This is a genomic window from Chitinophaga oryziterrae, from assembly GCF_009758125.1.
Taxonomy (GTDB): Bacteria; Bacteroidota; Bacteroidia; order Chitinophagales; family Chitinophagaceae; genus Chitinophaga; species Chitinophaga oryziterrae.
Genome location: NZ_WRXO01000004.1, coordinates 1 through 23,543 on the forward strand (window position 1 = coordinate 1; position 23,543 = coordinate 23,543).

The following is a 23,543-nucleotide window of genomic DNA, read 5'->3' on the forward strand; positions in this document are numbered from 1 at the left end:
ATTCCATATTCTCCTTAAAAATCTTATCATACTGATTCGCATGACTCTCTATTGCCATATCTGGAAATTAACAATTATAGAATGATAGAAGAGGGGAGACGAATGAAGGTAACAAACACCAGCTGTACAGGCTGTAATTATCAAATGCTTTAGGAGAAAGCAATTGATATAGTGATCTAAAGCTTTTCTATTGCTTTAATAGGTAGTTCCGTAATATCTGAAATCAGACTTAACTCAAGTCCTCTTTCCTTCATTTTTAACGCAGTTTTCTTTTTATTTTTCTTTTCTCCCTTCTTTTCTCCTTTCTTTTCTCCTTCGGCTTCACCTATCTCCTTTCCTCTGATATAAAGGAAATCTTTTTCTTCTTTGAAAAAACTTGCTACTGATATCATCTCTGTATATTTTTTGTCTAAATTACGTAATTGTAATAAAATGCGCAACTGAGTTAAGTATTTATTTTCTGTCTCTTCTCCTTCCGCTGTAACCTTTACACCATCCATGATAGCTTCTATTACTTTTTTAGGTTCATCATCTCCGAAATCAGCAAGAATAGCCATGATTTTTTCTTCCGGCCACTTCGATTTTAAGAATATTTTATAATCTATCTGTTGCGGAGAGACGATGTTATACCTGAACTTAAAATCCTCTTCATCAATGCTGGAAAGCATTGTAAGCCTACCCTTACCTACAAACAACACATATTGTTTTACCGGCAGCCGGTGTTTACGCTGAAGCATCACACGGTATTCCACCATGCGGTACACCATGTCTTTTTCATTCTGAGATTGCAACTCCACATGTAAGATGTAAGTACGATTATTCTGATCCGTTACCTTTCTAAGCACATCCGGTTTTCTTTCTTTTGTATGCTGCAGATCATGAGAAATCTCTTCGGTATGCATAATTGTAAGCCCCAGGATATTCTTAATGATACCCGGTAATGCATATTCCATATTCTCCTTAAAAATCTTATCATACTGATTCGCATGACTCTCTATTGCCATATCTGGAAATTAACAATTATAAAATGATAGAAAAGGGGAAAAATGAAAAGACTAACAAAACAACGTGTATCAAATATAATAAAAATACCTGTACGATTAATAGGTATATGACTGATAGTTGGTATTTATGCTCTGGCTTTTATAGTAAGGTTAAACAATTATATCCACCGGTCTTCTGTCGGTTGTATACCGGGATTAAATGCTTTGCCGGTGACAGCTACCTTTAGCGGGAATGCTAAAGGTAGCAACCAGGAACAACTGGAAAAGGAGATAGGGGCGATCAGGCATCTGAAGCCTTTCAGGTTATTGTTATAAGCACTTGAAGAGAGGCTTTGATCGGCTTCTGAACAGGATCATCCTCCGTTTATCCTACGTTAAAAGACGTAGGATAAACGGAGGATGATCCTGTTCAGAAGCTTATCGGAAGCTTATCGGAAGCTTATCAGAAGCTGTCCAGAAGCTATTCAAAGATAAGACGTACCAGATACACTTATTATCATTCTATTATTTTTCCTGAAAAACACTATCTTAGGTATATATTCCCACGTATGAGTTTGGATCTGCTGACTGACGATCTCCTGTTACGGCTCCTAAAGGCTGATGACGAAAATGCATTCCGCACATTATATGAACGGTACTGGAAAAGACTGTTCACCATGGCTTGTTACAAGTTAAAGAACAAAGAAGCCGCAGAAGAGATCGTACAGAATATATTTGTCAGCCTGTGGGAGAAAAGAACCTCCCTGCAGATAGAAAAGCTGGAACAGTACCTTTTTACTGCGGTGAAATATAAAGTGATAAATTATGTGGATGCGATGCTGGTAAGACAGGCCAGTCAGAAGAACTTACCAGGTATTACTTCAGATGAATCTACAGAAGCCACTATCCTGATTAATGACCTGCACCATGCTATTCAGCAGGCGCTGGCCCAATTACCCCCGAAAACAAGAGAAGTCTTCACCCTGAGCCGGTTTGAGAAATATTCCGTAAAGGAAATAGCCCATCATATGAATCTTACTGAAAAAGCAGTAGAATATCATATTACCCAATCCCTGAAATTAATGCGTATAAGTCTGAAAGACTTTATGATAATAAGCGTTCCGGCTATTATTACCCTTCTGAAATAGGGGTTATCTCCCCTTAAACAACTCCCCCCAAAAAAACTTTACTTTCTTTTTAGGGGTTTTCTTCCCTGAACTGACTACCTCTATATAAGCTTTCTTCCATGGACCGTAATGAATTTCACCTTTTCCTGAAAAAGTATGCGGAGAACAAATGTACTCCGGAAGAAATGGAATTGGTAGACCACTGGTATGAACTGATTGGAGATGATACAGAGCTGTCTTCCATGCAGGAAGAAGAATGGCAGGAAACTGAGGAAAGGCTATGGGAGAAGATCCGGGAAGATACACGTAAGCCGGTCCGTAAAATGCGCCCTGTTTACCGCTGGGCAGCTGCTGTTGCGGCCGTATTGATAGGCGTGGCCTTTTTCTTTACCAGCAGGGACGCCGATCAGCGTTATGTGAATGCCGGCAACGGTAACTACAAAGAAGCTATCAATAAAACGGCTGCCAGTTGTACCTTAAAGATGGAAGATGGTACAGCGATTACACTATTCCCCGGGGCATCTGTGAAATATCCTTTACATTTTACCGGTACTAAAAGAGAAGTATACCTTAAAGGGAAAGCATTTTTTGATGTAGGGAAAGATGCAAACCGGCCGTTTTTTGTATATAGTAAAAAACTGGTGACACATGTATTGGGTACCAGTTTTATGATCTCACCCTCGCTGAATGATGAAGTGGAAGTATCCGTGAGAAGCGGCCGTGTGGAAGTATATGAAGATAAAATTATAAAACCTGATGCCAGCACCGGCGTCATCCTTACGCCTAATCAGAAAGTGATATACCGGCAGTCGGAGAGCAGTTTTGAGACTACACTGGTAGAATCCCCTCAGCCTGTGATACAAAAGAATGACAGCACGTCTATGATATTCAATGATGAATCATTACGTGTGGTAATGGAGTCGCTGGAGAACTATTATGGGGTGGAGATCGTGGTAGAGAACGAACATTTATATAACTGCCCTTTTACAGGCGGTCTTACACAGGAGGATTTATATGCCAAACTAGACGTGATTTGCCAGGCCGTGGGGGCAAAATATGAGATAAAAGGGACTAAAATATTATTGAGAGGTAAAGGATGTTTCTAAAGAGATAAGAGATAGATATTATATAAATTTCACTGATCCAAATAACACGTTATGAATACCACACTGCTGTCGGGGTAACCCCCCGTTACCTGCTGTATAAAAAAACCGGCAATGGTTGCAACATTACCGGTCTTTATTCCCATACAGGAAAGATTTCACCGCCAACGCATTATTAACGATTAAATCCACGTAAAAATATGAAAAAAAAGCAACTTGTTGCTTTAATGCTGATTGCAATGAAAGTAACTGCCGTGCAACTCGCGTTTGCCATTCTCTTTATCTCTACCGTACATGCTACCGCACAGGGGATGCTGGACAAAACTGTTTCTATCAACGCTGATAAGAAAGAGCTGAAGAAGATCATTGCTGATATTCAGGGTCAGACGGGCATCCGTTTTATCTTCAGCGCTACAGCTATTCAATCAGAACGTACCGTCAGCCTGTGCGTTAAAGACCAGAAACTGGGTACTTTCCTTCAACAGATCTTCGTTCCACTGCATATAGGTTATAAAGTAGTGAATGACCAGCTGTTGCTGTATAACACAGATAATGTGCAATTGGACAGAGAGGTAAGTATATCCGGTACTGTAAAAAGCAATAAGGGGGAGTTGCTGCCGGGTGTTACTATCCAGCTCAGAAATACCGGTTCTTCTGCATTAACTGATGCAGAAGGCCGGTTCGAGCTAAAAAGAGTAGCGGCAGGCAGCTATACGCTGGCGGCTTCTTATATAGGCTATATTTCGAAAGAACTGCCGGTAGTAGTGGGAGATGCTCCTTTAAACATCAACGTGGAACTAACTGAAGACGTCCTGCAATTGCAGGGCGTAGTGGTAACCGGTGGTAACCCTAAAAAGAAGATAGAGTCCAGCGTAGCCATTACAACAGTGAGCAATAAAGATATTGAAGCCCGGGCGCCACTCAACAGTACAGACCTGCTGAAGGCTATACCCGGACTTACAGTAGAAAGCACCGGCGGCGATGGCCCCGGTAACGTATGGGTGAGAGGCTTCCCCCAACAAGGAGGATACATCTTCCTGGGTATCATGGAAGACGGACTGCCGGTGATACCTACCGGTTACAACTCCATCCCTTCGGCTGATCAGTACTACAAAACAGACCTCACCGTGAAGAACGTAGAGGCAATCAGGGGCGGTAATGCGGCTATCCTGATGGCGAACACGCCCGGCGCTGTCGTGAATAACCTGAGCTATACCGGTGCAGATCATGCTTATGGGAAAGTGAAGCTCACCAGTGGCTTATCACAGGATTTATACAGAGCAGATGCTAATATAGGCGGTAGGATCAGCGAAAATGTGAAGTATAATATAGGCGGATTTTACAGAACGGACAGAGGTATCGTGTCTCCGGGATACACTGCCAACCAGGGCGGACAAATCAAAGGTAATATGACCTTCGGTTTTAAGAACAAGAAAGGCTTCATCAGATTATATGGCAAATACCTGAACGATAAAGTACAGTGGATGCTGCCCGGTTATTACTCCTATGACGGTTCCGGTAAACCCCGTGCAGTAGATGGTTTCGATCTTTTTAGCCAGTCGCTCGCTACCATAGATACCAAATGGAGTTACACCGATCCTTCGGGTAAAACCCATAACTACGACCTCTCAGATGGTATCCATACCAAACTGGGATACGGTGGTTTCCAGTTTAATTACATGACAGACAACGGCTGGCAGATCAATAACAACTTCCGCTACCAGACCGCCAAAACCAATTACACTGTAGGTATCCCTATCGGTGCCAGCGCCTATTCTTCCGGCAACTATTACTATACCGATGGCACTGCTGCTGCATTTAAAACAGGAGAGAATATTGTTACCGCAGTAGCATTGGCGCAGGAAAACCAGGATAAACAAATCATAGATTATCTTGATTTCAGGAAAAAGATAAACAGGCACCAGCTTACACTGGGCGCAGGTATCTATCAGTATAATGTGAATAATGGTCCGGATAACACATTCCTGTTCTTCCAGGAATTAAAGGAACATCCCCGCCGCTTACTGGCAGGCAGCGCTACCGGAAATGGGATGATACCTTTGTCTACCACTACACTGATAGGAAATACCCGTACACTATCTGCTTATGTGAGCGATGAAATTACATTAAATGAAAAGTGGCGTTTAGATATAGGCTTCAGGGCAGATAATGATCATCTTACCGGTAAAAGACCTTATTACGGTGTGAAGGCAGATGGCAGCGGAGATCCTTCCGTAGCGGCTACTACCACTATTGCGGGATATACTGCTTATACAGAGAGCAATACCAACTGGGCTGCTTCAGTAGGACTGAACTATAAAATCAATGAGGCAACAGCGATGTTTGGCCGTGCTACAAAAGCATACAACAGCCCTAACATCAGTGATTATAACGCGACGACCTTCAATCCCGCATCTATCAAGAAAAGACCTGTTTACCTGGGAGAACTGGGCGTGAAGTATGCACAGGGTAATGTATCCCTCTTTGCATCTGCCAGTTACTCTGCTATCAAAAATGTATCCCTCACCATCGCAGTGCCTACCACCACCGCTGGCCTGCAGAACATTCTTGCATTCGGTTCTACCCGTACGTACAGTGCCGAATTTGAATTGTCCTACCGCCCGGTTAAACAACTGGGACTCAGACTGACAGGTACTTTACAAGACTCAAAATACACTGACTATAACGCGTCTACCAACACCAATCCTTCCGTACTGGCAGAGATGGGTGACACTACCTACAGTTTCACCGGTAAGAGAACAGAAAGAGTACCCGTGCTGAACACGGAACTTTCTGCTACCTACGACCTGAAACGTTTTAACATCAACCTCTCTGCTAATTATATCGGCAGCAGGTTCACTTCTCCTTCTGATAGTTATAAACTTCCTGCCTACGTAGTTATGCGTGGTGGAATAGGATATGATATCACCAGGAAGATCGTGTTAAAAGGCTGGGTAGATAACCTGTTAAACACAAAAGTACTGACAGAAGGTGATGTAAGAGGCGACCAGTTCCGTAATTTCTCTACCGTAACAAAAGGTGCTGTGATGGCTGGCAGAACAATCCTGCCACGCAGCTTCTGGGCTTCGGTTTCTTATGAATTCTAAAATCCATTAAAGATGAAAACACAAGGTCTGATAATTTTCATGATCACGTTAACTCAAACAGCTTTCAGTCAAACCGGTTATGAGACGAAAGCAAAAGAACTGGTAGCGAAAATGACGCTGGAAGAAAAAGCGTCCCTATGCTCCGGCAGGGATTTCTGGAGCACCAGGCCAATAGAACGGCTGGAGATCCCTTCCGTTTTTATGACAGACGGACCACATGGCCTGCGTAAAGCAACAGGTACGGATTTTACGAACAGCGTTCCCGCTACCTGTTTTCCTACAGCGGCCGGACTCGCCTCTTCCTGGAACCCGGAGCTGCTGCATGAAATGGGTATCGCCCTGGGAGAAGAATGCCAGGCGAATAATGTACAGTTCCTGTTAGGACCAGGCGTCAATATGAAACGGTCTCCGCTGGGAGGCAGGAACTTTGAATATTTCTCAGAAGACCCTATACTGGCAGGTAAGATGGCGGCAGCGCTGATCAATGGCCTGCAAAGCCAGGGCGTGGGCGCTTCACTGAAACATTTCGCCGCCAACAATCAGGAATTTGAACGCCTGAGCAACAACTCAGTTATAGACGAAAGAACTTTACACGAGATCTATCTGCCGGCGTTTGAAATAGCTGTAAAAGAAGCACAACCCTGGACGGTCATGTGCTCCTACAATAAGTTAAACGGGACCTATGCTTCTGAGAACAACCTGTTGCTGGATAGTATACTGAGGAAACAATGGGGCTTTAAGGGATTCGTAGTGAGCGACTGGGGAGCCGTAAGCAACCGCGTAGCGGGTATTAATGCAGGACTGGACCTGGAAATGCCTGGCAACGGCGGACTGAATGATAAAAAGATCGTAGCGGCAGTGAACAGTGGACAGATAAGCAAAGAGAGACTGGATGAAGTAGTGACACAAATCGTAGCGCAGTTATTGAAAACACATGAACTGCATAAAGAAGGCGCTACTTATGATAAAGACAAACACCATGAACTGGCCAGGAAAGTAAGCAGCGAATGTGCGGTACTACTCAAAAACAGTAATAATATCCTGCCACTGGATAAATCAAAAAAGATCGCCCTGATAGGCAACTTTGCTAAAGCACCCCGTTATCAGGGAGCGGGCAGCTCGCAGGTAAACCCTACACGGATTGCGAATGTTTATGATGCATTGAGTAAAACGGCTACGGTCAGTTTTGCGACGGGGTATACCGCTGATGCTACTACGGATGCCAAACTGATCGCAGAGGCGCAGGAACAGGCTAAAAACAGCCAAATAGCGGTAGTTGTGGCAGGCTTGCCTGATACCTACGAAAGCGAAGGCTTCGATCGCAGTAATATGGATATGCCGGAAGCCTTTAACACACTCATTGAGGCCGTTGCCAAGGTACAGCCGAATGTAGTGGTCGTGCTCATGAATGGGTCCGCAGTGGCTATGCCATGGGCCGGTAAAGTAAAGGGCATTATCGAATGCTGGCTGGGCGGGCAGGCCGGGGGAGAGGCACTGGCAGATATTTTAACAGGAAAAGTAAACCCTTCGGGAAAATTATCAGAGTCCTTTGCCGTGAAACTGGAAGACACGCCTTCCTATCTGAATTTCCCCGGCAGGGACGGAACGACTATCTATGGAGAAGGCATCTTCATCGGTTATCGTTATTATGATAAAAAGAAAGTAGCACCACTGTTCCCTTTTGGCTTTGGACTGAGCTATACCACATTCGCCTATACCGGCATGGATATCAGTAAAGGAGCAGCCAGTGATACAGATCATGTAAAAGTAAGCGTGAAGGTAAAAAACACAGGTAAGGCAGCGGGAAAAGAAGTAGTGCAACTGTATGTACAGGATGAGAATAAAACGATCATACGGCCGGAAAAAGAGCTGAAACATTTTGCTAAAGTGTCATTGCAACCCGGAGAAGAAACGACTGTCTCCTTTGAATTAAGCTACCGTGATTTTGCGTATTACAGTGAAAAGGTACACAGCTGGCAAACCAGCAACGGGAAATACAATATTCTTGCAGGTGGCTCTTCTGCCGATCTGCCGTTACATCGGTCGCTCGATATCACAGCTACCAATGTGCTGTATGCTCCTTTAACGCGCAATTCCCTGCTGAAAGAATTTGCACAACATCCTAAAGGGAAAGCAGTATATGCTAAACTGATGGAAAGCATGGGCAGCATGTTTGGTGCCGGCAATAGTACGGAGAAACTGACACCTGCACAGGAAGATGCCAGGAAGAAAATGCAGGCAATGATGATGGCCATATTGAATGAGATGCCGGTAAGTAAACTGGTATCAATGGGAGGAGGGAAATTTACGGATCAGATGCTGGATGAGATGCTGTTGCAGGTACAATGATAATGTATTGATAATAAATGTAGTTATGGACGGATTTTATCTAGCTGCAGCAACAGTTTTTTCATCTTCTTGAAATTCATACTTTTGGTTCGGGTGATTAATGAATATCAGAACACGATGATTTAGTATTACCCAAACGGCCGGAGATGCGACCAACATCGGCGGTCATTTTCCCATTCACCTGTTGGTGGATGGGAATTTTTTTGTGAGTATAAAAAAATAAGTACAGCCCGCATTACGCAGGCCATACTTATTATTCAGAGGGGGAAGAAGTATTTATTTACCTGGCATTTTTGTAAGTAAACTTCTCATTGAAGTAGGTCCTTGGAGAACCATTCTGTGTCATGATATAGCTTACTTCGAAATAGAGTATGTGCCCGTCAGTATCAAAAGTGGCCTTATTGATGCCGGTAGGGTCCAGTACTGCATTTCGTTTATTCGAACCGGCAAGATCTCCGTAGTAGTTGGAAACGGTTACATTTCCACCAGCATCAAATGCAAAAACAGGACTGAAGGACCCATAATAAGAACTGCCGGTACCGCTGTGGATAGGATGTCCGTAGTTGCTGGAAACAATCGGGTCCCATAATGCGACGGAATTACCGGTGTAGGTGATCAGATTCATATCAAGCGGATAATATCCTGTAATAGTTGCATTAGCCTGATCTGTCATTGTGCCGCTCATTGTATAAACACCATCATATACATTACGCACTGCAAAGGAGTAAATAGCAGTACCGTAATTCCCACTGATCTCACCGGTAGAAACAGATGCTATTTTTATGGGTAATGCATAATTGACATTGAAGTCAAAGACGCTGTTATTAATGATCGGTATCTTCAACTGAAATGCCTGCGTTCCCTTTTTAATGACAGCAGTAGAAGTGAAGCGATACACACTGGCCGGAGGCAGCACATAATCTGTTCCCTGGTCTTCATTATAGGCATCCAGTGCCGCAGTATCTATCTGTAGTGTTACGGTAATATCAGATGGAGCCATGTTCGCGCCTGAATAACTTAAGTTGATATTGAAGGTGGCTGAATCGCCGCTTACAAGACTACCCAGGTCACTTGAAAATCTTGGGTACACAGCACCCGCAGGAGATACGTTGTTACCTGTGTTGGCAAATTCTACCACATTGTTAGACTGTGCAGGGTCCATCGCAAGATGGTCCTTTAAACAGGAAGTAAACACTACCATTACAGCCAGCAAGGGCAATGCGTTCTTTATTATATGTTTCATGATTTTCCCCATTTATTATTTATTGTAAAGCCCAGAAGATAAAGGATGCGAATGGACTGATACCTTTAGGCATGTTGCTGCTGTTGTTGGACGATTCCGTCAATGGATACAGTACCCTGGTAGGGAGCCTGTCCGGACGTGTACTGATAGATTGTGTAGATGCAAAGGTCAGATTAGCGTCGCTGGAACCATTTACGATAGCAGGGTAGTGTGTTCTGCGGTATTCATTCCATGCTTCAGCGCCATTGATGAAATTCAGTGCGAGATATTTCTGGGTGATGATAGCTTCTATCTGCTCTTCCAGAGAAGTAGCCAGCTCAAAATGCACGAGGTAACTGGCAGGATTATTTTCCAGGTAGCTGTCATAATCTGTCTGAGGGTCCCAGTTACTGTTATAAGTGCCATCTGGTTTCTTATAGATGTATTGGTAGGAAGCCAGTACACCATTGTCAAACAGTGCTTTTGCATCGCCTGTAATGGTTCCTTTCACAACACCTTCTGCCTGCAGTAAATAACTTTCAGCTGCCAGCATGATAGGTTCTCCTGCATTTGGGCCTTTCATGATACCTATGCTTTTACCGGCAGAAGTGCTGCCTCTGTCGGCTTCACCTGTATTGGCACCAGACAGCCATGCGCTACCGGCAGGGGAGCTGGGTACACTGCTGCTTTCAAAACCAAGCTGGTTTGAAGCGGTAGCTGGAAAGCTGTAATAGCTGGCATCTCCACGGTAATCGGTCAGTTTGTATCCGTTATAGAAATCCAGGATGAATTTAGAAGGTATCCATGCTTTATTACCGGCAGCGCCTGTATAGGTGAATACCCAGGTGTTCCACACAGGGTTTTGTTTTCCGTTATCTCTGGTATAACCCGGATTTACAATAGCGTCCGTAGTAAGGAAACCTGCCGGATCAAAAGTAGTGTTGGTAAATGCCACCTTGTTCCCTCCACGGATGATCAGGCGTAGTTTGATCGTATTGGCAAACTGTATCCATTTGGTCATATCACCACTGAACATAGGATCGGAAGTACTCAGCACTTTCACATTACTGGTGCTGTTAGTTTCTTCGTCATTCATCGTCCTTTTGATTTTAGCGATCGCAGAATCCAGCTGAACTGCCAGGTCTTTGTAGATATCTTCTGCCTTATCATAGGAAGGTGTCAGGTTGTTGATCCCTTTTAATGCTTCTGTGTAAGGAACATCGTTATAGGTATCTACGAGCATCTGGAAATTAAAAACTTTCATGATCCTGGCACTACCATTAAAGTACCCGTAGTCGGGTAAGGTATCTGTTTGTGCGATTACATATTGAAAGTCGTTCAGCACATCGTATGAATTGGTCCATAAATTAGAGAATGTGGAGTTACTGTAATCATAGGTAACAGAGGAACCAAATCCACCATAACCACCGGCATTGGCCATATATCCTACCAGTTGGGAACCATAGATATTATAGCTGTTCATGGTTGCGGCAGTAGACACCAATGCCTGCGGCAATACTGTTTCCGGTGTACCAGAAGTAGCGGTGTTAGGATTTTGGTTGATGTCGAGATATTTCTTACAGGAGCTGCCCAACACAATCAGTCCTGTAGCTATAATAAGTATTGATTTTTTCATTTGTCGAGTTTTTAAAATGTCAGTGACAGCGTAGCACCATAAAAGCGGGAAGGAGGTGTTTGTCCCAGGCCGGTAAGACCGATACCATTATTATCGTTACCTGCATCGCTATACTCAGGATCCGTATAATAGTTTGATTTGGCAAGCCATACAAACAGGTTACGTCCCTGTACACTGATAGTCGCGTTTTTGATCACCCTTGTTTTGCTTAACACGGAGGATGGGATATCGTAGGAAATAGAGATCTCTCTTAATTTCCAGAAATCGCCCGAAGTAACATAGTTAGATGCTACTGTCCTGTTCTCGTCGTTCGTCCAGAAGCCTGAGTTACCATTACCATCAGGCACTGTTATGGTCGTGTTTTTGATATAAGTACCAGGCTTCGTAGGGTCTTCGTATACAGAGTTCGGGAATACAAAGCGGGTGCGGTTGAAGGCAGCAGTTCTGTATCCTGTACCTGACCAGTCCAGTTCAGGTCCCATGCCGTTGTATATTTTGTAACCACCACGGTATTCGAATAATACGGCCAGGCGGAAACGTTTGTAGCGTGCGCCAAGGTCCAGGCTGAGACGGTCTGTAGCCACAGCATTACCCAGTATTTTGATAGTGTCGTCTACGAGCGGCGTACCTGTGGTACGGTCTACGATCACGTGTCCGTCCTTATCACGGGAATAGTCTTTACCCATGATCACGGGGAAAGGTTGCCCTGCTACGGCATAAGAACCCGTTCCTGAAGTATAGGAAGCCAGCGACAGGCGTGGCAGGTCCGCGCTGATATTATTTACTTTGTTGTTGAGATGAGTATAGTTACCACCTACTGTAATGTCCAGGTCACTGGTTTTAACAGGTGTAACATGCAGGGCTACTTCAAGGCCACTGCTGCTTGTTTGTCCGGTGTTTACCCTATAGGATGAAAAGCCGGTAGCATTTGAAACGCTGGTGTTTACGGTCTGGTTGCTGGTTTTGGTACTGTACCAGGTTACTGTTGATACGATACGGTCATTGAACATATTCAGATCAAAACCTACTTCATATCCTTTGGTAATTTCCGGTTTCAGGTCGTTTGCTACCAGTGTATTGTTTACGGTATAACCTGCTACACCATTGAATGGATAACCATTTGCCTGGCTGAAGGTCTGTTGCAGATAATAAGCGCCAAAGTCTGAAGTTGTACCCAGGTTCACCTGGCCCACTTTAGACCATCCGCCTCTGAGTTTCAGATAGGTGATGGTGCGACTGTCTTTTAATGCTTCAAAAGCATCGCTGGCCACAAAGGAGAGGTCAACGGACGGATAGAAGAAAGACCGGTTGTTGGCAGCAAGGATAGATACCCAGTCTTTACGGCCGGTACCATGCAGGAACAATACGTTCTTGTAACCGATACGTAAATCGCCGTATATACCCATCTGGCGGGTCATATAGTTCGCTTCGGCAGCGGATGGGTTAGAAGTACTGTTACCAACATTATAGAGGTTTGGTATCGTTAAACCGCTGGCGCCGATGTCTATGAATTTAGACTGGTCCTGGCGCCATTGTCCGCCGGCTATCAGGTTAAAGTTAAAGTCGCCGAATGATTTATGTACCTGGGTAAACACATCGCTCAGTAACTCTGTGGTGAATCCGCTCTGGTCAGCAACGGTAGCAGAGATATCTGTTTTGGATGCACTTGTTACTTCTGCATAAGTGGTATAGTTAAATGCACCTACAGTAGTTTTGGAAGATAAATTCCTGGTAGAGATACCCTGACGGGCGGTGAAATCCAGCCATTCCAGCGGAGAGAATTTTACTTCCAGGTTACCCACCAGATAATCGTTTCTCTGTTTAGAGCGGTTGTTATCCAGTGTGAAATAAGGGTTCTGGTACCAGGGATTATAGAAGCCATTCGGGTTAGCGAATTTATCTGTACGCCAGTTCTTATATTTTGTGATATCCACGTTCTGCGGCATGTTCAGCAGGTTGGTATAGATACTTGCCGTAGCCGGAGTGATATCGTACCTGTTTTGCGTATAGGATATGCTGTAAGTCGTATTGATGTACTGGCCTGTTTTATGTGTTCCGTTGGCCCTGAGAACGGTACGGTTGTATTTATCCTTAGGTGTTGTTCCTGTTACACCGGCATATTGACCGGAAAGATAAAAAGTTGATTTATCGTCTCCTGTAGACACGGAAAAATCAGTCTGGTTAGTCACCCCTTTTTCCCAGAAATTATTATGTGTATTGTTACCGATATAATAAGCAGAGTCCTGGCTACCATCTTCCAGTGGAACACCCACAGGTACTTTAGTACCGTTAAAGACAGGACCATATGACTGGTTCTCCAGGTTAGAGAATAATGGCTGACCATTTACATCAAAACCATAGGCACTACCACCTGCGCCGTAGTTATACTGAAGTTTAGGGAAGAATGCTACTGCTTCAACAGTAGTAGTGTGAGATACTTTTACCTGTGTAAGACCTCTTTTACCTTTTTTGGTAGTAACAACGATCGCACCGTTGGATGCCTGGGAGCCATACAGCGCAGCAGCACCGGCGCCATTCAGTACTACCAGTTCATCCACGTCTTCGGGGTTCAGGTTACCTAAAACGGAATTAGGTACTATCACGTTATCGAGAACGATCAATGCCTGGTTATTACCTGTTAAGGAGCGTTGTCCTCTTAATATTAATCTGTAGTTTGGATTTACACCGCTGCTGGTAGCATTGATCTGTAAACCGGCCACTTTACCCTGTAATCCACCCGCGACGTTCACGGCTTTACCGGCTACAAGGCTTTCTGTTTTAATCACGGTGTTGGCAGTACCTAACTCCCTGCGTTTAGATCTGATACCACCTGCTGTAACGATGATTTCTTCCAGTTGGGAAGTACCTATTTTCAATGTCACTTTGATGGGTGTTTCGGCGGATTCAATCTTTATATCCTGTGTTTCATAACCCACTATCCTGATCACGAGCGTTTTCCCAACGGAGGTATTCAGCTCAAAATGGCCGTTAGCATCAGTAACAGTACCTGTGTTAGTACCTTTAATCTGAATGTTAGCGCCGGGAATGGGTGCGCCATCAGGCCCCACCACTGTACCTGAAATGTGCGGGTCCGGAAACTTTCTTTTGATAATTACCACGTTATCAACGATGGTATAGGTGAAGGGCTGTTCTTCAAAACAAATGTTCAATACAGCTTCTACGTTGGCATTCCTGACTTCAAGGTTTACGTTCCTGGTTTTTTCGATATCCTCCCTGGAGTACAGGAAGGAATAACCTGTTTGCTTCTCTATTTCTTTAAATGTTTTTTGTAGCGAAGCATTTTTTAAAGAGAGCGTTACAGTTTGAAGTTTACCGGCACTTGCAGACAGGCTGAATGCAAGCGATAGGATCATTAAAGAGCATACGGTACCAAGCCTGTGTTGGCACCAGACAGTGAAAGACATAGATTTTGGATTTGGTTGATTAAGGAATTTTCAGAACACGACGATTTAGATTACCTGTTGAACCCGGGGTGCGACCAACACCCCCATGTCCCCCATACAGGATTAAGTTTAGTTGTTGTTACATTAACGATATCGATTTAGGTGAATAATAATATATTTATCAGTTGTGCATAGCTTATCATTACCGGGTTACAATAATTTTTCTTCCATCAATTCTAAAATGCAGGCGTCCAGTTAGTTCGAGCATGGTTAATAACTTCGAAATTGGCACTGTCCTGGGTATACTACCCATAAAATGTTGAGAAACTTCACTCTGATATACTATTTCCGCATCATACCATCTGTTTACCTGCCTCATCACGGCAGGTATATCAGCATCATTAAAAGAGAACATGCCATTTTTCCAGGCAACTACTGATGCTGTATCTATATCATTTACGATTTCAATTTTTCCATTGGGTAATAACTGTTCCTGTTGTCCGGGCATCAGGAGCTGGTCATTATTACCGCGACTTACCTTTACGGCTCCTTCCAGCAGGGTTGTGGTGATGGAAGGTTCGTCCTTATAGGCATTTACGTTAAAGCGTGTACCTAACACTGTTATCTCTATGCCATTGACGGATACTTCAAAGGGCATATTCTCATTTCTTGCTATTTCCATATACACTTCTCCTGTAATAGCCACCTTGCGCCTGCTGCCGGTGAAGGCCGTAGGATAGGTGATAGAAGAAGCTGCGTTCAGCCATATATCGCTCCCGTCCGGCAGGCGGAGTCTGTATTGTCCGCCCCGGGGGGTCGTTAATGTGTTCAGGCCGGAAACCGTTTCCTGGTCCTGCTGCAGGTATTGCAGTTGTCCGCTATGCTGGCTTATAGCGGTATTACCCTGTTTTATGGCCCTGGAGCCGGTACTGTCCAGTATAATGACAGATCCGTCTGTGAGGGTCAGCATCGCCTTATCACTCCCGGGAACGATCTCTCCGTCTGTTTTTCCTTTCCCCGATATGGAGGTATTGTTAGTTTTTCTGACTGTATAGATAGTTACAGATATAAGAAGGAGGATGGCAGCAGCAGCAGCGGTTGTGTAACGTAGTCTCCGGCTGATGGATGGTTTATGATACATCTGCCCGGCCACGGTAATTTTATCAAACAATGCCTTCGCCCTGCCGGGATCTGCCAGACCGCTTATTTTCCCTTCCAGGAATCCGTTATCGATTATTTGTTCCAGCTCAGATTCGTAATCAGAAGATTGAAGCATCTCAAAAAGCGTAGCTTTTTCAGACTCGCTGATTGAATCTGTCAGATATTTTTCGAGTAACCTTCTAAACGTAAATTCCATATTATCGGATAAATTGAGCAGTGATCTGGCTGATAACCAATTCCCGGACTATTTTGCTACCTGCATATAACTAAAGACGCAAAAAATTGCCTCAGGTATTGGTCGGGGTGAAAAAAAAAGTGATTATTTTTTTATAGCGATCAGAATAAGCCACCAGAGCAGGGTTGGTTTATTGGAATTGATGGATAACTGATTCCTGATGGATTGAAGGGCTTTGGTCATATGACCTTTTATAGTTGATATCGAGATATCCAGTTCCCGGGATATTTGTTCCTGGGATAATCCTTCCAGCCTGCTCATCTTATAAACACGCTGCTGCTGCACCGGTAATTTCTCAATTGCTTCATCTATTAATGTCTGGAACTCTTTAATGTTGAGTTGCTGGTCGGGTGCCAGTACTTCTTCTGTCAGTTCATCGCTCAGATATTCATAAAAAGGCGCATGTACGATCTTTTTCCTGAGGGTACTGATGATCTCATTTCTGGCTATAATAAAGAGGTAGGAGTCGAATTTGCGTACCGCTGTGAGCTGCTGACGGCTATTCCACAACTTCACAAAAACCTCCTGTACAGCATCTTCTGCGTATAAGGGAGACTTCAGGTAAGTCAGGGCCATAGAGTATATCCTGTCCCAGTAATGGTCAAAAACTAACTTAAAGGCCACTCCATCATTTTGCGCGATCCGGAGTAGAAGTTTATGCTCATTTTCAATATTATATACAGGAGGATTGTTCACAGATACCAGTCAGTTCGTTATTTGTATAAATTTAACTAAAATCATCAAACCATCAACCTGAGATATATCATCTAAACAAGGCATAATATAGAATGCGGGTAACTTAAAAGAAACCCGCTTCGTTTACGATAAAATCTAAATCGTAACTTATTAGTATCAAATCGCACAGAATCAGTGCAAAGAGTATAATGTTTAATGGTACATATATATAGACGCAGAAAATAATCAGAAGTACTGGTCGGGGTAAAATTATTTTTATCAAGTTGAGATTTAATCTACAGAATTGATGAAGTTATTGAACATTCTGATGTATTCCTGCTGCAATTTACTATCAGCATCTGTAAAGAAATAGCCATGAAAGCCTCTGTCCAGCTTAAGTTCGGTTGTTCCCTGTAGTTTTGTATGCCGGGAGTCTACAACCCCTATCAGTTTATTCTTGTAGAATACCAGTACGGTGCGGTAAGCAGGGGAGGGATCATCTACGGTACTTTCGTAGTTGGCATATTCCAGGAAAGGCTCGTTGAAACCGGTGGCCTGTAGCTGGAACTGTTTAATAAATGGCTGCATATCAGGCAGCGTTCTGCCGGAATGCTGCTGCAGATATTCACTGAGGGCTGTTTCTATGATAGAGCCGGCTTTGATCTTACCGGCGGGTATGTATCCGTAAAAGAGACCTGTTCTGACGCCTTCCTTATTCTGCCCGGTTAATTCTAATTGAATGTCTTCCAGCGTTTCACCTACGGGTTTCCCTTTTATCAGTAGTTTTTGTCCTTTTTTCAGCATCAGGCTTTTATCCTGCAGGGGGGTGATCTCAGTTTCAATGCCTACCATTACCCAGCCGCCTTTAGGCGTACCGGCATTCAGTAATACGTTATCGTACATGGTAGCTATCCGCCGGCCATTGATGGTATCCCGTAAGGTGACAGTACCGCTGAGCCTTTCTGCGATCACTTTCTCGGGTAAGGCTTTTTCCGCTTGTTTAGATGTTACAACGTTCTTTGCGGTAGTAACCGTGTCAGTATCACTATGTATAGGCGCTTTGGTATTTTCAACGCATCCTGCCAGGAGAAGAAGTGCCATTGAAAAATAGAATAGTTTGGGCATGACTGATAAAGTATGGTTGTAAATGTAAGAGGAAAAAGTGGATAGCCTTAACGGATATTCACTTTTTTTAGACCTTCTCTTCCCATGAATGCATAATAGTGACTGATATTCCTGTTGTTTCTTTATCACTCAGCGCATACACGTAAGTATAACAGCTCCGGGATAAACATTGTTGTGCATAAATAACCATACAGTTAAAGAATGTGATCAGCAACAGCGATTTTTTTAGAAGTATACAGATGTTAAGAACAATAGGGTAATGCCTCGGTTTGAATATTATGGCAGATGTTGTTGATCGATAAAGACACTGCATCTGACTGTTTAGTTCTCTGATCTAGCTCTGGAATATGGGTTCAGGATTTGATTTTCAATTTAACTTTACCTAATATTCACGTCAGATAAGGTGTCTTTATCGATCAACAACATCTGGCGCGAAGATTATGCAATCAAGCTCAGGCACTACCAACAATAGTGATACTGTTAATATATCTGTATTATCCGCTAACTTTGTACTTTCAATCGATAGCAATGGAGTTATTCATAAAAAATATGGTTTGCAACCGTTGTATCCTGGTGGTACAGCAGGAATTAGAGAAGCTGGATATAGGTTTTACGCATATGGACCTGGGAGAAGTGAGTCTTTCTTCAATACCTTCCCCCGAGAAGCTGAAAGTACTGGGAGAACGCCTGCATGGACTTGGATTTGAGTTGCTGGACGATAAAAAAGCGGCGTTGGTAGAGAAGCTGAAAACCACTATTATACGTCTGATACACGATAAAGATAATGCCACGCTCAATACGAAACTGTCTGTAGTATTACAGGAGGCACTCGATACAGATTATCATTACCTGTCTACTGTTTTTTCCGGTATGGAAGGATTGACAATCGAAAAATACGTGATCATGCAACGTATTGAAAGAGTGAAGGAATTGCTGCAATATGATGAAATGAACCTTAGTGAAATAGCTGATAGCCTGGGCTATAGCAGTGTACAGCATCTGTCGCAACAGTTTAAGAAAATTACGGGGTTAACACCCAGTGGTTACCGTCAGCTAAAGGGGAATGACCGTAGGCCCCTGGACATGGTATAGTCATAATTATATACATATTATTCCTCATCGTATAACAACCCTTTTCCGCGGCCATCCTAACTTTGCGGTATGGCTGCAAATACAAAACATATTATAAAGGAAACATTTCCTGTACTGGAAATGAGCTGTGCTGCCTGCGCGGTGAGTGTAGAGTCTATGCTTGCTTCTGTGCCGGGAGTAGAAGGTGCTGCTGTTAATTTTGCGAACCAGTCTGCGCTGGTAACTTATGATGATCATGCGGTGACAAGGGAAGTGCTGAGGACCAGTGTACGAAGTGTGGGATACGACCTCGTAATTGATACGGAGAACAGGGAAGAAGTACAGGAAGCTGCACAGCGGAATCAATATAATGCGCTGAAAAAAAGAACGGTGGCGTCTTTGATATTGTCTGTGCCTGTGGTAGTGATAGGAATGTTTTTTATGGATATTCCTTATGCTAACCAGATCATGTTTTTGTTATCTACACCGGTGGTATTTTATATAGGCCGCAACTTTTTTATCAATGCTTTTAAGCAGGCCCGTCATGGTAAAGCGAATATGGATACGCTGGTAGCGTTGAGCACCGGTGTGGCCTGGTTGTTCAGTGTGTTCAATACGTTGTACCCGGAATACTGGCATCAGCGCGGGTTACATGCACATGTGTATTATGAGGCAGCAGCGGTGGTGATCGCGTTTATTTCTCTGGGTAAGATGCTGGAAGAAAAGGCGAAGTCGAACACTTCTTCCGCATTGAAAAAACTGATAGGGCTGCAACCTAAGATAGTAACGGTAGCATCCAAAGGAGAAGTCCCGCTTAGTCAGGTGATGGTGGGAGATATTATCCTGGTGAAGCCGGGAGAGCGTATACCTGTTGATGGACAGTTAACAGGTGGATCTTCTTATGTAGATGAAAGTATGATCAGCGGAGAGCCTGTACCGGTACTGAAAGAAACAGGAGCCGCGGTATTTGCCGGAACGATCAATCAGAAGGGGAGTTTCCGGTTTAAGGCAGAGAAGGTAGGTGGAGATACAGTGCTGGCGCAGATAATTAAAATGGTGCAGGAAGCACAGGGCAGTAAGGCGCCCGTGCAGCAACTGGTAGATAAGATTGCAGGCATCTTTGTGCCGGTGGTAATAGGTATAGCGATATTGACTTTTGCCGTGTGGATGATAGCTGATAATTCGTTTACGCATGGGTTGCTGGCCGCTGTGACCGTATTGGTGATTGCCTGTCCCTGTGCACTGGGTTTGGCTACGCCTACTGCTATAATGGTGGGCGTTGGGAAAGGAGCGGATAACAATATCCTGATAAGGGATGCGGAGAGCCTGGAGCTGGCGCATAAAGTGAATGCGCTGGTATTGGATAAAACGGGTACGATCACAGAAGGAAAACCTGCTGTGACAGATGTATACTTCCTGGACGAAGCAGATATGCGAGTGTTAATGGCAATGGAGGAGCAGTCGGAGCATCCGCTGGCAGGAGCGGTAGTAAAGTATCTGGCTTCAGGTAAGGATATTCCGGCAACCGTTTCATTGGATAAAATAGAGAGTGTTACCGGGAAGGGTATCCGTGCAACATACCAGGGCAAAGAATACCTGGCAGGTAATGCCAGTCTGCTGGAGGACTACCGGATTTATCCTGAAGACGCAATGCAGGCAAAGATCACGGAATGGCAGGCGCAGGCTAAAACAGTGATCCTGTTTGCAGCAGGTAAAAAGGTTGCGGGTATTATTGCCATTGCAGATAAGATCAAAGAGACGTCTGCAAAGGCGATAAATGCTTTGCAGGAGCAAGGGATCACCGTGTATATGCTTACGGGGGATAATGCACAAACGGCCGCAGCAGTGGCATCTGCTGTAGGTATCAGAGATTATAAAGCAGGTGTGTTACCGGGGGATAAGGCCGCATTTGTGAAAGAGTTGCAACAGCAGGGCAGGATAGTAGGTATGGTCGGAGACGGGATCAATGACAGCCAGGCGCTGGCCCAGGCGGATGTAAGTATTGCCATGGGCAAGGGTTCGGACATAGCGATGGACGTGGCAAAGATGACACTGATCACGTCAGACCTGAACAGTATTCCCAAAGCATTGCACTTATCCCGTAAAACGGTGAGGACTATCCGGCAAAATCTCTTCTGGGCATTTATCTACAACCTGATAGGCATCCCTCTGGCAGCAGGTGTGCTGTACCCGGTAAATGGTTTCCTGTTGGACCCCATGATTGCCGGTGCAGCCATGGCGCTTAGTTCAGTCTCTGTGGTCAGTAATAGTTTAAGATTAAAATTTTCCTCATTATAAAAAATAGCAAAACAATGGAAACATTACAATTCAAAACAAATATTAAATGTGGTGGCTGTGTAGCCAAAGTTACACCTTCACTGAATACAACAGCAGGTACAGATGCATGGAAGGTAGATACAGATAATCCGGAGAAGATATTAACAGTTTCTTCCGATAAAGGACTTGTTGCAGAGGATGTGATCAAAGCTGTAGCAGAGGCTGGTTTTGTCGCAACAAAATTGTAAGTATTTATAATAAATAAAGATCAGGTTACGTTAATGATGGTGGACAGTAAACCACCCAGTACATTATCTGGAAGAATCACAGACAGTAAACCCAGGAAACATGTTTAATCCAATAACCTGGAAAATTTTCAAATTACGACAACCTGCCTTCATGCTGCTACATACATGTATGATGGCAGGCGTTGTTGTATTATACAGTAGTTGCGCATTAAATAACCGTGGATATCAGAGTCCACCTCCGCGTATGGGGGCGGAATACCGTTTTGAAGATGGATTACGCAAAGAAAAACATCCTCAGTATCTTTTTGATAAGAAGACAAGAAAAGACCTGGCAAGGATGGGATTACCTGCCGGCCATTCCAATGTGGCCACTTCTGCAGCCGTACCATCTTCTTCTTTTTCCAAAACTCCCCCTGTTACGGACAGTATCCACAGAGACACTACTTTTAAGGTATTACCCCAGTAATTCTCATTTGTTCATTTAGGTATGAATTACTTACATTTGTAAGAATTTTAAAATATCCTGTATGATCAAGACCATTTACATCACCTGTCTGCTGCTTGCAGTACTCTTAGGAGCCAGCAGTAATTCACAGGCACAATTGAAAAGGTTCAGCATTGGCCCTTATGTAGAAGCCGGATTCCCAGTTGGCGATCTGAGCGACACACATAATACCGGTATCGGTGCAGGCTTAAATGCAGATATTAAACTGATCGCTGGCTTCGGCGTTACCGGTTCCGTTGGTTATATGCGTTTCCCTGGTAAAAAGGGTGTTTCCATCAGCGATGGCCAGGGTAATACGATCAGTACCGATTACTCTGCCCTGCAGGCTATCCCTGTAAGAGTAGGGGTGAAGTACAAATTCCCTTTCCCTTTGCTGTATGTGAAGGTAGAAGGTGGAGTTGCCAACAGGGTAGGTAAGGATAACAATGGTGCGCCGGTTATTTTTGCTCCTGGTATCGGTATCCGTTTCCTGGGACTGGATGTTGAGGCCAAGTATGAAGGTTGGTACAAAGACGGTACTGCCGGATTCTTTGGGCTGAAAGCCGGTTACAATTTCTAAACTACATCTTGTCACATTGTTTATACAAATAAAAAGTCCCGGACAATTGTCCGGGACTTTTTACTGTTCACATGATTTCCGTTCATGATTTTTGTTTCTTAGTCCTTCGCCCTCATCGCATGGGATTTAGGGGTCTTGGACGTATCAGTAGGCTGCGGAGTTGTAGTATCCTTACTGAACGAAACGATATTTTTTCCTAAAACGTTTGCTGTATCCTTTTTGAAGGCAGCAGTGTCTCTGATAGCTTTCATGGCAGCAGTATCTCCCGTAGCTGCATTCATATGAGCAGCAAAACTGGCAGTATCATTTACCATAGCAGTATCTGCCTTGAAAGCAGCAGTGTCTGATTTAAACGCTGTAGCAGTGTCGGCAACTTTGAAAGTAGCTGTATCCGCCTTAAAATTAAAGGCGAAGTTAGCAGTGTCTTTCAGTAATGCTGTATCACGAACGAAACTTGCTGTGTCACGTACAAAGCTGGCAGTGTCATTTTTCATGCTTACAGTGTCTCTGTAAAAGCTGGCGGTGTCGGTCATGGTGGCTGTGTCTCTCATCGCTGTGAGTGTGTCTGTAGCCTTAACATCTTTTGCAAAACTCGTTGACAGTACGAATGCGCCCATGCCGGCCATCAGGCCAAACTTTAATAATTGCTTCTTCATGGTTTTTCAATTTTAACTGGTTAAATAAAAAATCAATAAATTATGGTACAGACTATCTTACTAAAACCTTGCTTAAATACTCTAAAGAAATGTTAAAAGG

General features: G+C 43.9%; 17 protein-coding genes. 9 read left to right on the top strand and 8 right to left on the bottom strand.

Annotated features, from left to right (window positions below):
* Window positions 1-176: 176 nt before the first annotated feature.
* The gene (locus GO495_RS15090) at window positions 177-1,004 is read right to left on the bottom strand and encodes an Rpn family recombination-promoting nuclease/putative transposase (protein ID WP_157300553.1); all 828 of its coding nucleotides are present in this window, start codon (window positions 1,002-1,004) and stop codon (window positions 177-179) included.
* A 548-nt stretch (window positions 1,005-1,552) separates the two neighbouring features.
* On the opposite strand from GO495_RS15090, the gene GO495_RS15095 reads away from it, so the two are divergent.
* From GO495_RS15095 to GO495_RS15110, 4 genes are all read left to right on the top strand, one after another.
* Window positions 1,553-2,131 (top strand): RNA polymerase sigma-70 factor, encoded by a 579-nt coding sequence (locus GO495_RS15095; RefSeq protein WP_157300554.1) that lies wholly within the window; start codon window positions 1,553-1,555, stop codon window positions 2,129-2,131.
* Between the two features lie 98 nt (window positions 2,132-2,229).
* Window positions 2,230-3,216, top strand: a complete 987-nt coding sequence (locus tag GO495_RS15100; protein WP_157300555.1) for a FecR family protein — start codon at window positions 2,230-2,232, stop codon at window positions 3,214-3,216.
* Window positions 3,217-3,413: 197 nt separating this feature from the next.
* Complete coding sequence (locus tag GO495_RS15105; RefSeq protein WP_157300556.1) at window positions 3,414-6,320, top strand: TonB-dependent receptor; 2,907 nt, start codon at window positions 3,414-3,416, stop codon at window positions 6,318-6,320.
* Window positions 6,321-6,332: 12 nt separating this feature from the next.
* Window positions 6,333-8,669: a glycoside hydrolase family 3 C-terminal domain-containing protein gene (locus GO495_RS15110; RefSeq protein ID WP_205691274.1), complete on the top strand. Its 2,337-nt coding sequence runs from the start codon at window positions 6,333-6,335 to the stop codon at window positions 8,667-8,669.
* Window positions 8,670-8,949: 280 nt separating this feature from the next.
* Here the strand turns inward: GO495_RS15110 and GO495_RS15115 are convergent, their stop codons facing one another.
* The 6 genes from GO495_RS15115 to GO495_RS15140 form a co-directional block, all read right to left on the bottom strand.
* Window positions 8,950-9,912: a DUF1735 domain-containing protein gene (locus GO495_RS15115; RefSeq protein ID WP_157300557.1), complete on the bottom strand. Its 963-nt coding sequence runs from the start codon at window positions 9,910-9,912 to the stop codon at window positions 8,950-8,952.
* A 19-nt stretch (window positions 9,913-9,931) separates the two neighbouring features.
* Window positions 9,932-11,527 (bottom strand): SusD/RagB family nutrient-binding outer membrane lipoprotein, encoded by a 1,596-nt coding sequence (locus GO495_RS15120; protein ID WP_157300558.1) that lies wholly within the window; start codon window positions 11,525-11,527, stop codon window positions 9,932-9,934.
* A gap of 11 nt (window positions 11,528-11,538) precedes the next feature.
* Window positions 11,539-14,952 (bottom strand): SusC/RagA family TonB-linked outer membrane protein, encoded by a 3,414-nt coding sequence (locus GO495_RS15125; protein ID WP_240915238.1) that lies wholly within the window; start codon window positions 14,950-14,952, stop codon window positions 11,539-11,541.
* Window positions 14,953-15,133: 181 nt separating this feature from the next.
* Entirely contained in the window at window positions 15,134-16,288 is a 1,155-nt protein-coding gene (locus GO495_RS15130) for a FecR family protein (RefSeq protein ID WP_157300559.1), read from the bottom strand.
* A 123-nt stretch (window positions 16,289-16,411) separates the two neighbouring features.
* The gene (locus tag GO495_RS15135; protein ID WP_157300560.1) at window positions 16,412-16,951 is read right to left on the bottom strand and encodes an RNA polymerase sigma-70 factor; all 540 of its coding nucleotides are present in this window, start codon (window positions 16,949-16,951) and stop codon (window positions 16,412-16,414) included.
* A 342-nt stretch (window positions 16,952-17,293) separates the two neighbouring features.
* Window positions 17,294-18,103, bottom strand: a complete 810-nt coding sequence (locus tag GO495_RS15140; protein ID WP_157300561.1) for a hypothetical protein — start codon at window positions 18,101-18,103, stop codon at window positions 17,294-17,296.
* A 552-nt stretch (window positions 18,104-18,655) separates the two neighbouring features.
* Here GO495_RS15140 and GO495_RS15145 point away from each other — a divergent pair.
* From GO495_RS15145 to GO495_RS15165, 5 genes are all read left to right on the top strand, one after another.
* Window positions 18,656-19,219 (top strand): helix-turn-helix domain-containing protein, encoded by a 564-nt coding sequence (locus GO495_RS15145; RefSeq protein WP_157300562.1) that lies wholly within the window; start codon window positions 18,656-18,658, stop codon window positions 19,217-19,219.
* Between the two features lie 69 nt (window positions 19,220-19,288).
* Window positions 19,289-21,496 carry a heavy metal translocating P-type ATPase gene (locus GO495_RS15150; RefSeq protein WP_157300563.1) on the top strand — a complete coding sequence of 736 codons (2,208 nt, stop codon included), beginning with the start codon at window positions 19,289-19,291 and terminating at the stop codon, window positions 21,494-21,496.
* Between the two features lie 14 nt (window positions 21,497-21,510).
* Entirely contained in the window at window positions 21,511-21,723 is a 213-nt protein-coding gene (locus GO495_RS15155; protein WP_157300564.1) for a heavy-metal-associated domain-containing protein, read from the top strand.
* A gap of 100 nt (window positions 21,724-21,823) precedes the next feature.
* The gene (locus tag GO495_RS15160; protein WP_157300565.1) at window positions 21,824-22,189 is read left to right on the top strand and encodes a hypothetical protein; all 366 of its coding nucleotides are present in this window, start codon (window positions 21,824-21,826) and stop codon (window positions 22,187-22,189) included.
* Window positions 22,190-22,250: 61 nt separating this feature from the next.
* Window positions 22,251-22,787 (top strand): hypothetical protein, encoded by a 537-nt coding sequence (locus GO495_RS15165; protein WP_240915239.1) that lies wholly within the window; start codon window positions 22,251-22,253, stop codon window positions 22,785-22,787.
* Window positions 22,788-22,885: 98 nt separating this feature from the next.
* Here the strand turns inward: GO495_RS15165 and GO495_RS15170 are convergent, their stop codons facing one another.
* Window positions 22,886-23,443: a hypothetical protein gene (locus GO495_RS15170; RefSeq protein ID WP_157300566.1), complete on the bottom strand. Its 558-nt coding sequence runs from the start codon at window positions 23,441-23,443 to the stop codon at window positions 22,886-22,888.
* Between the last annotated feature and the right edge of the window lie 100 nt (window positions 23,444-23,543).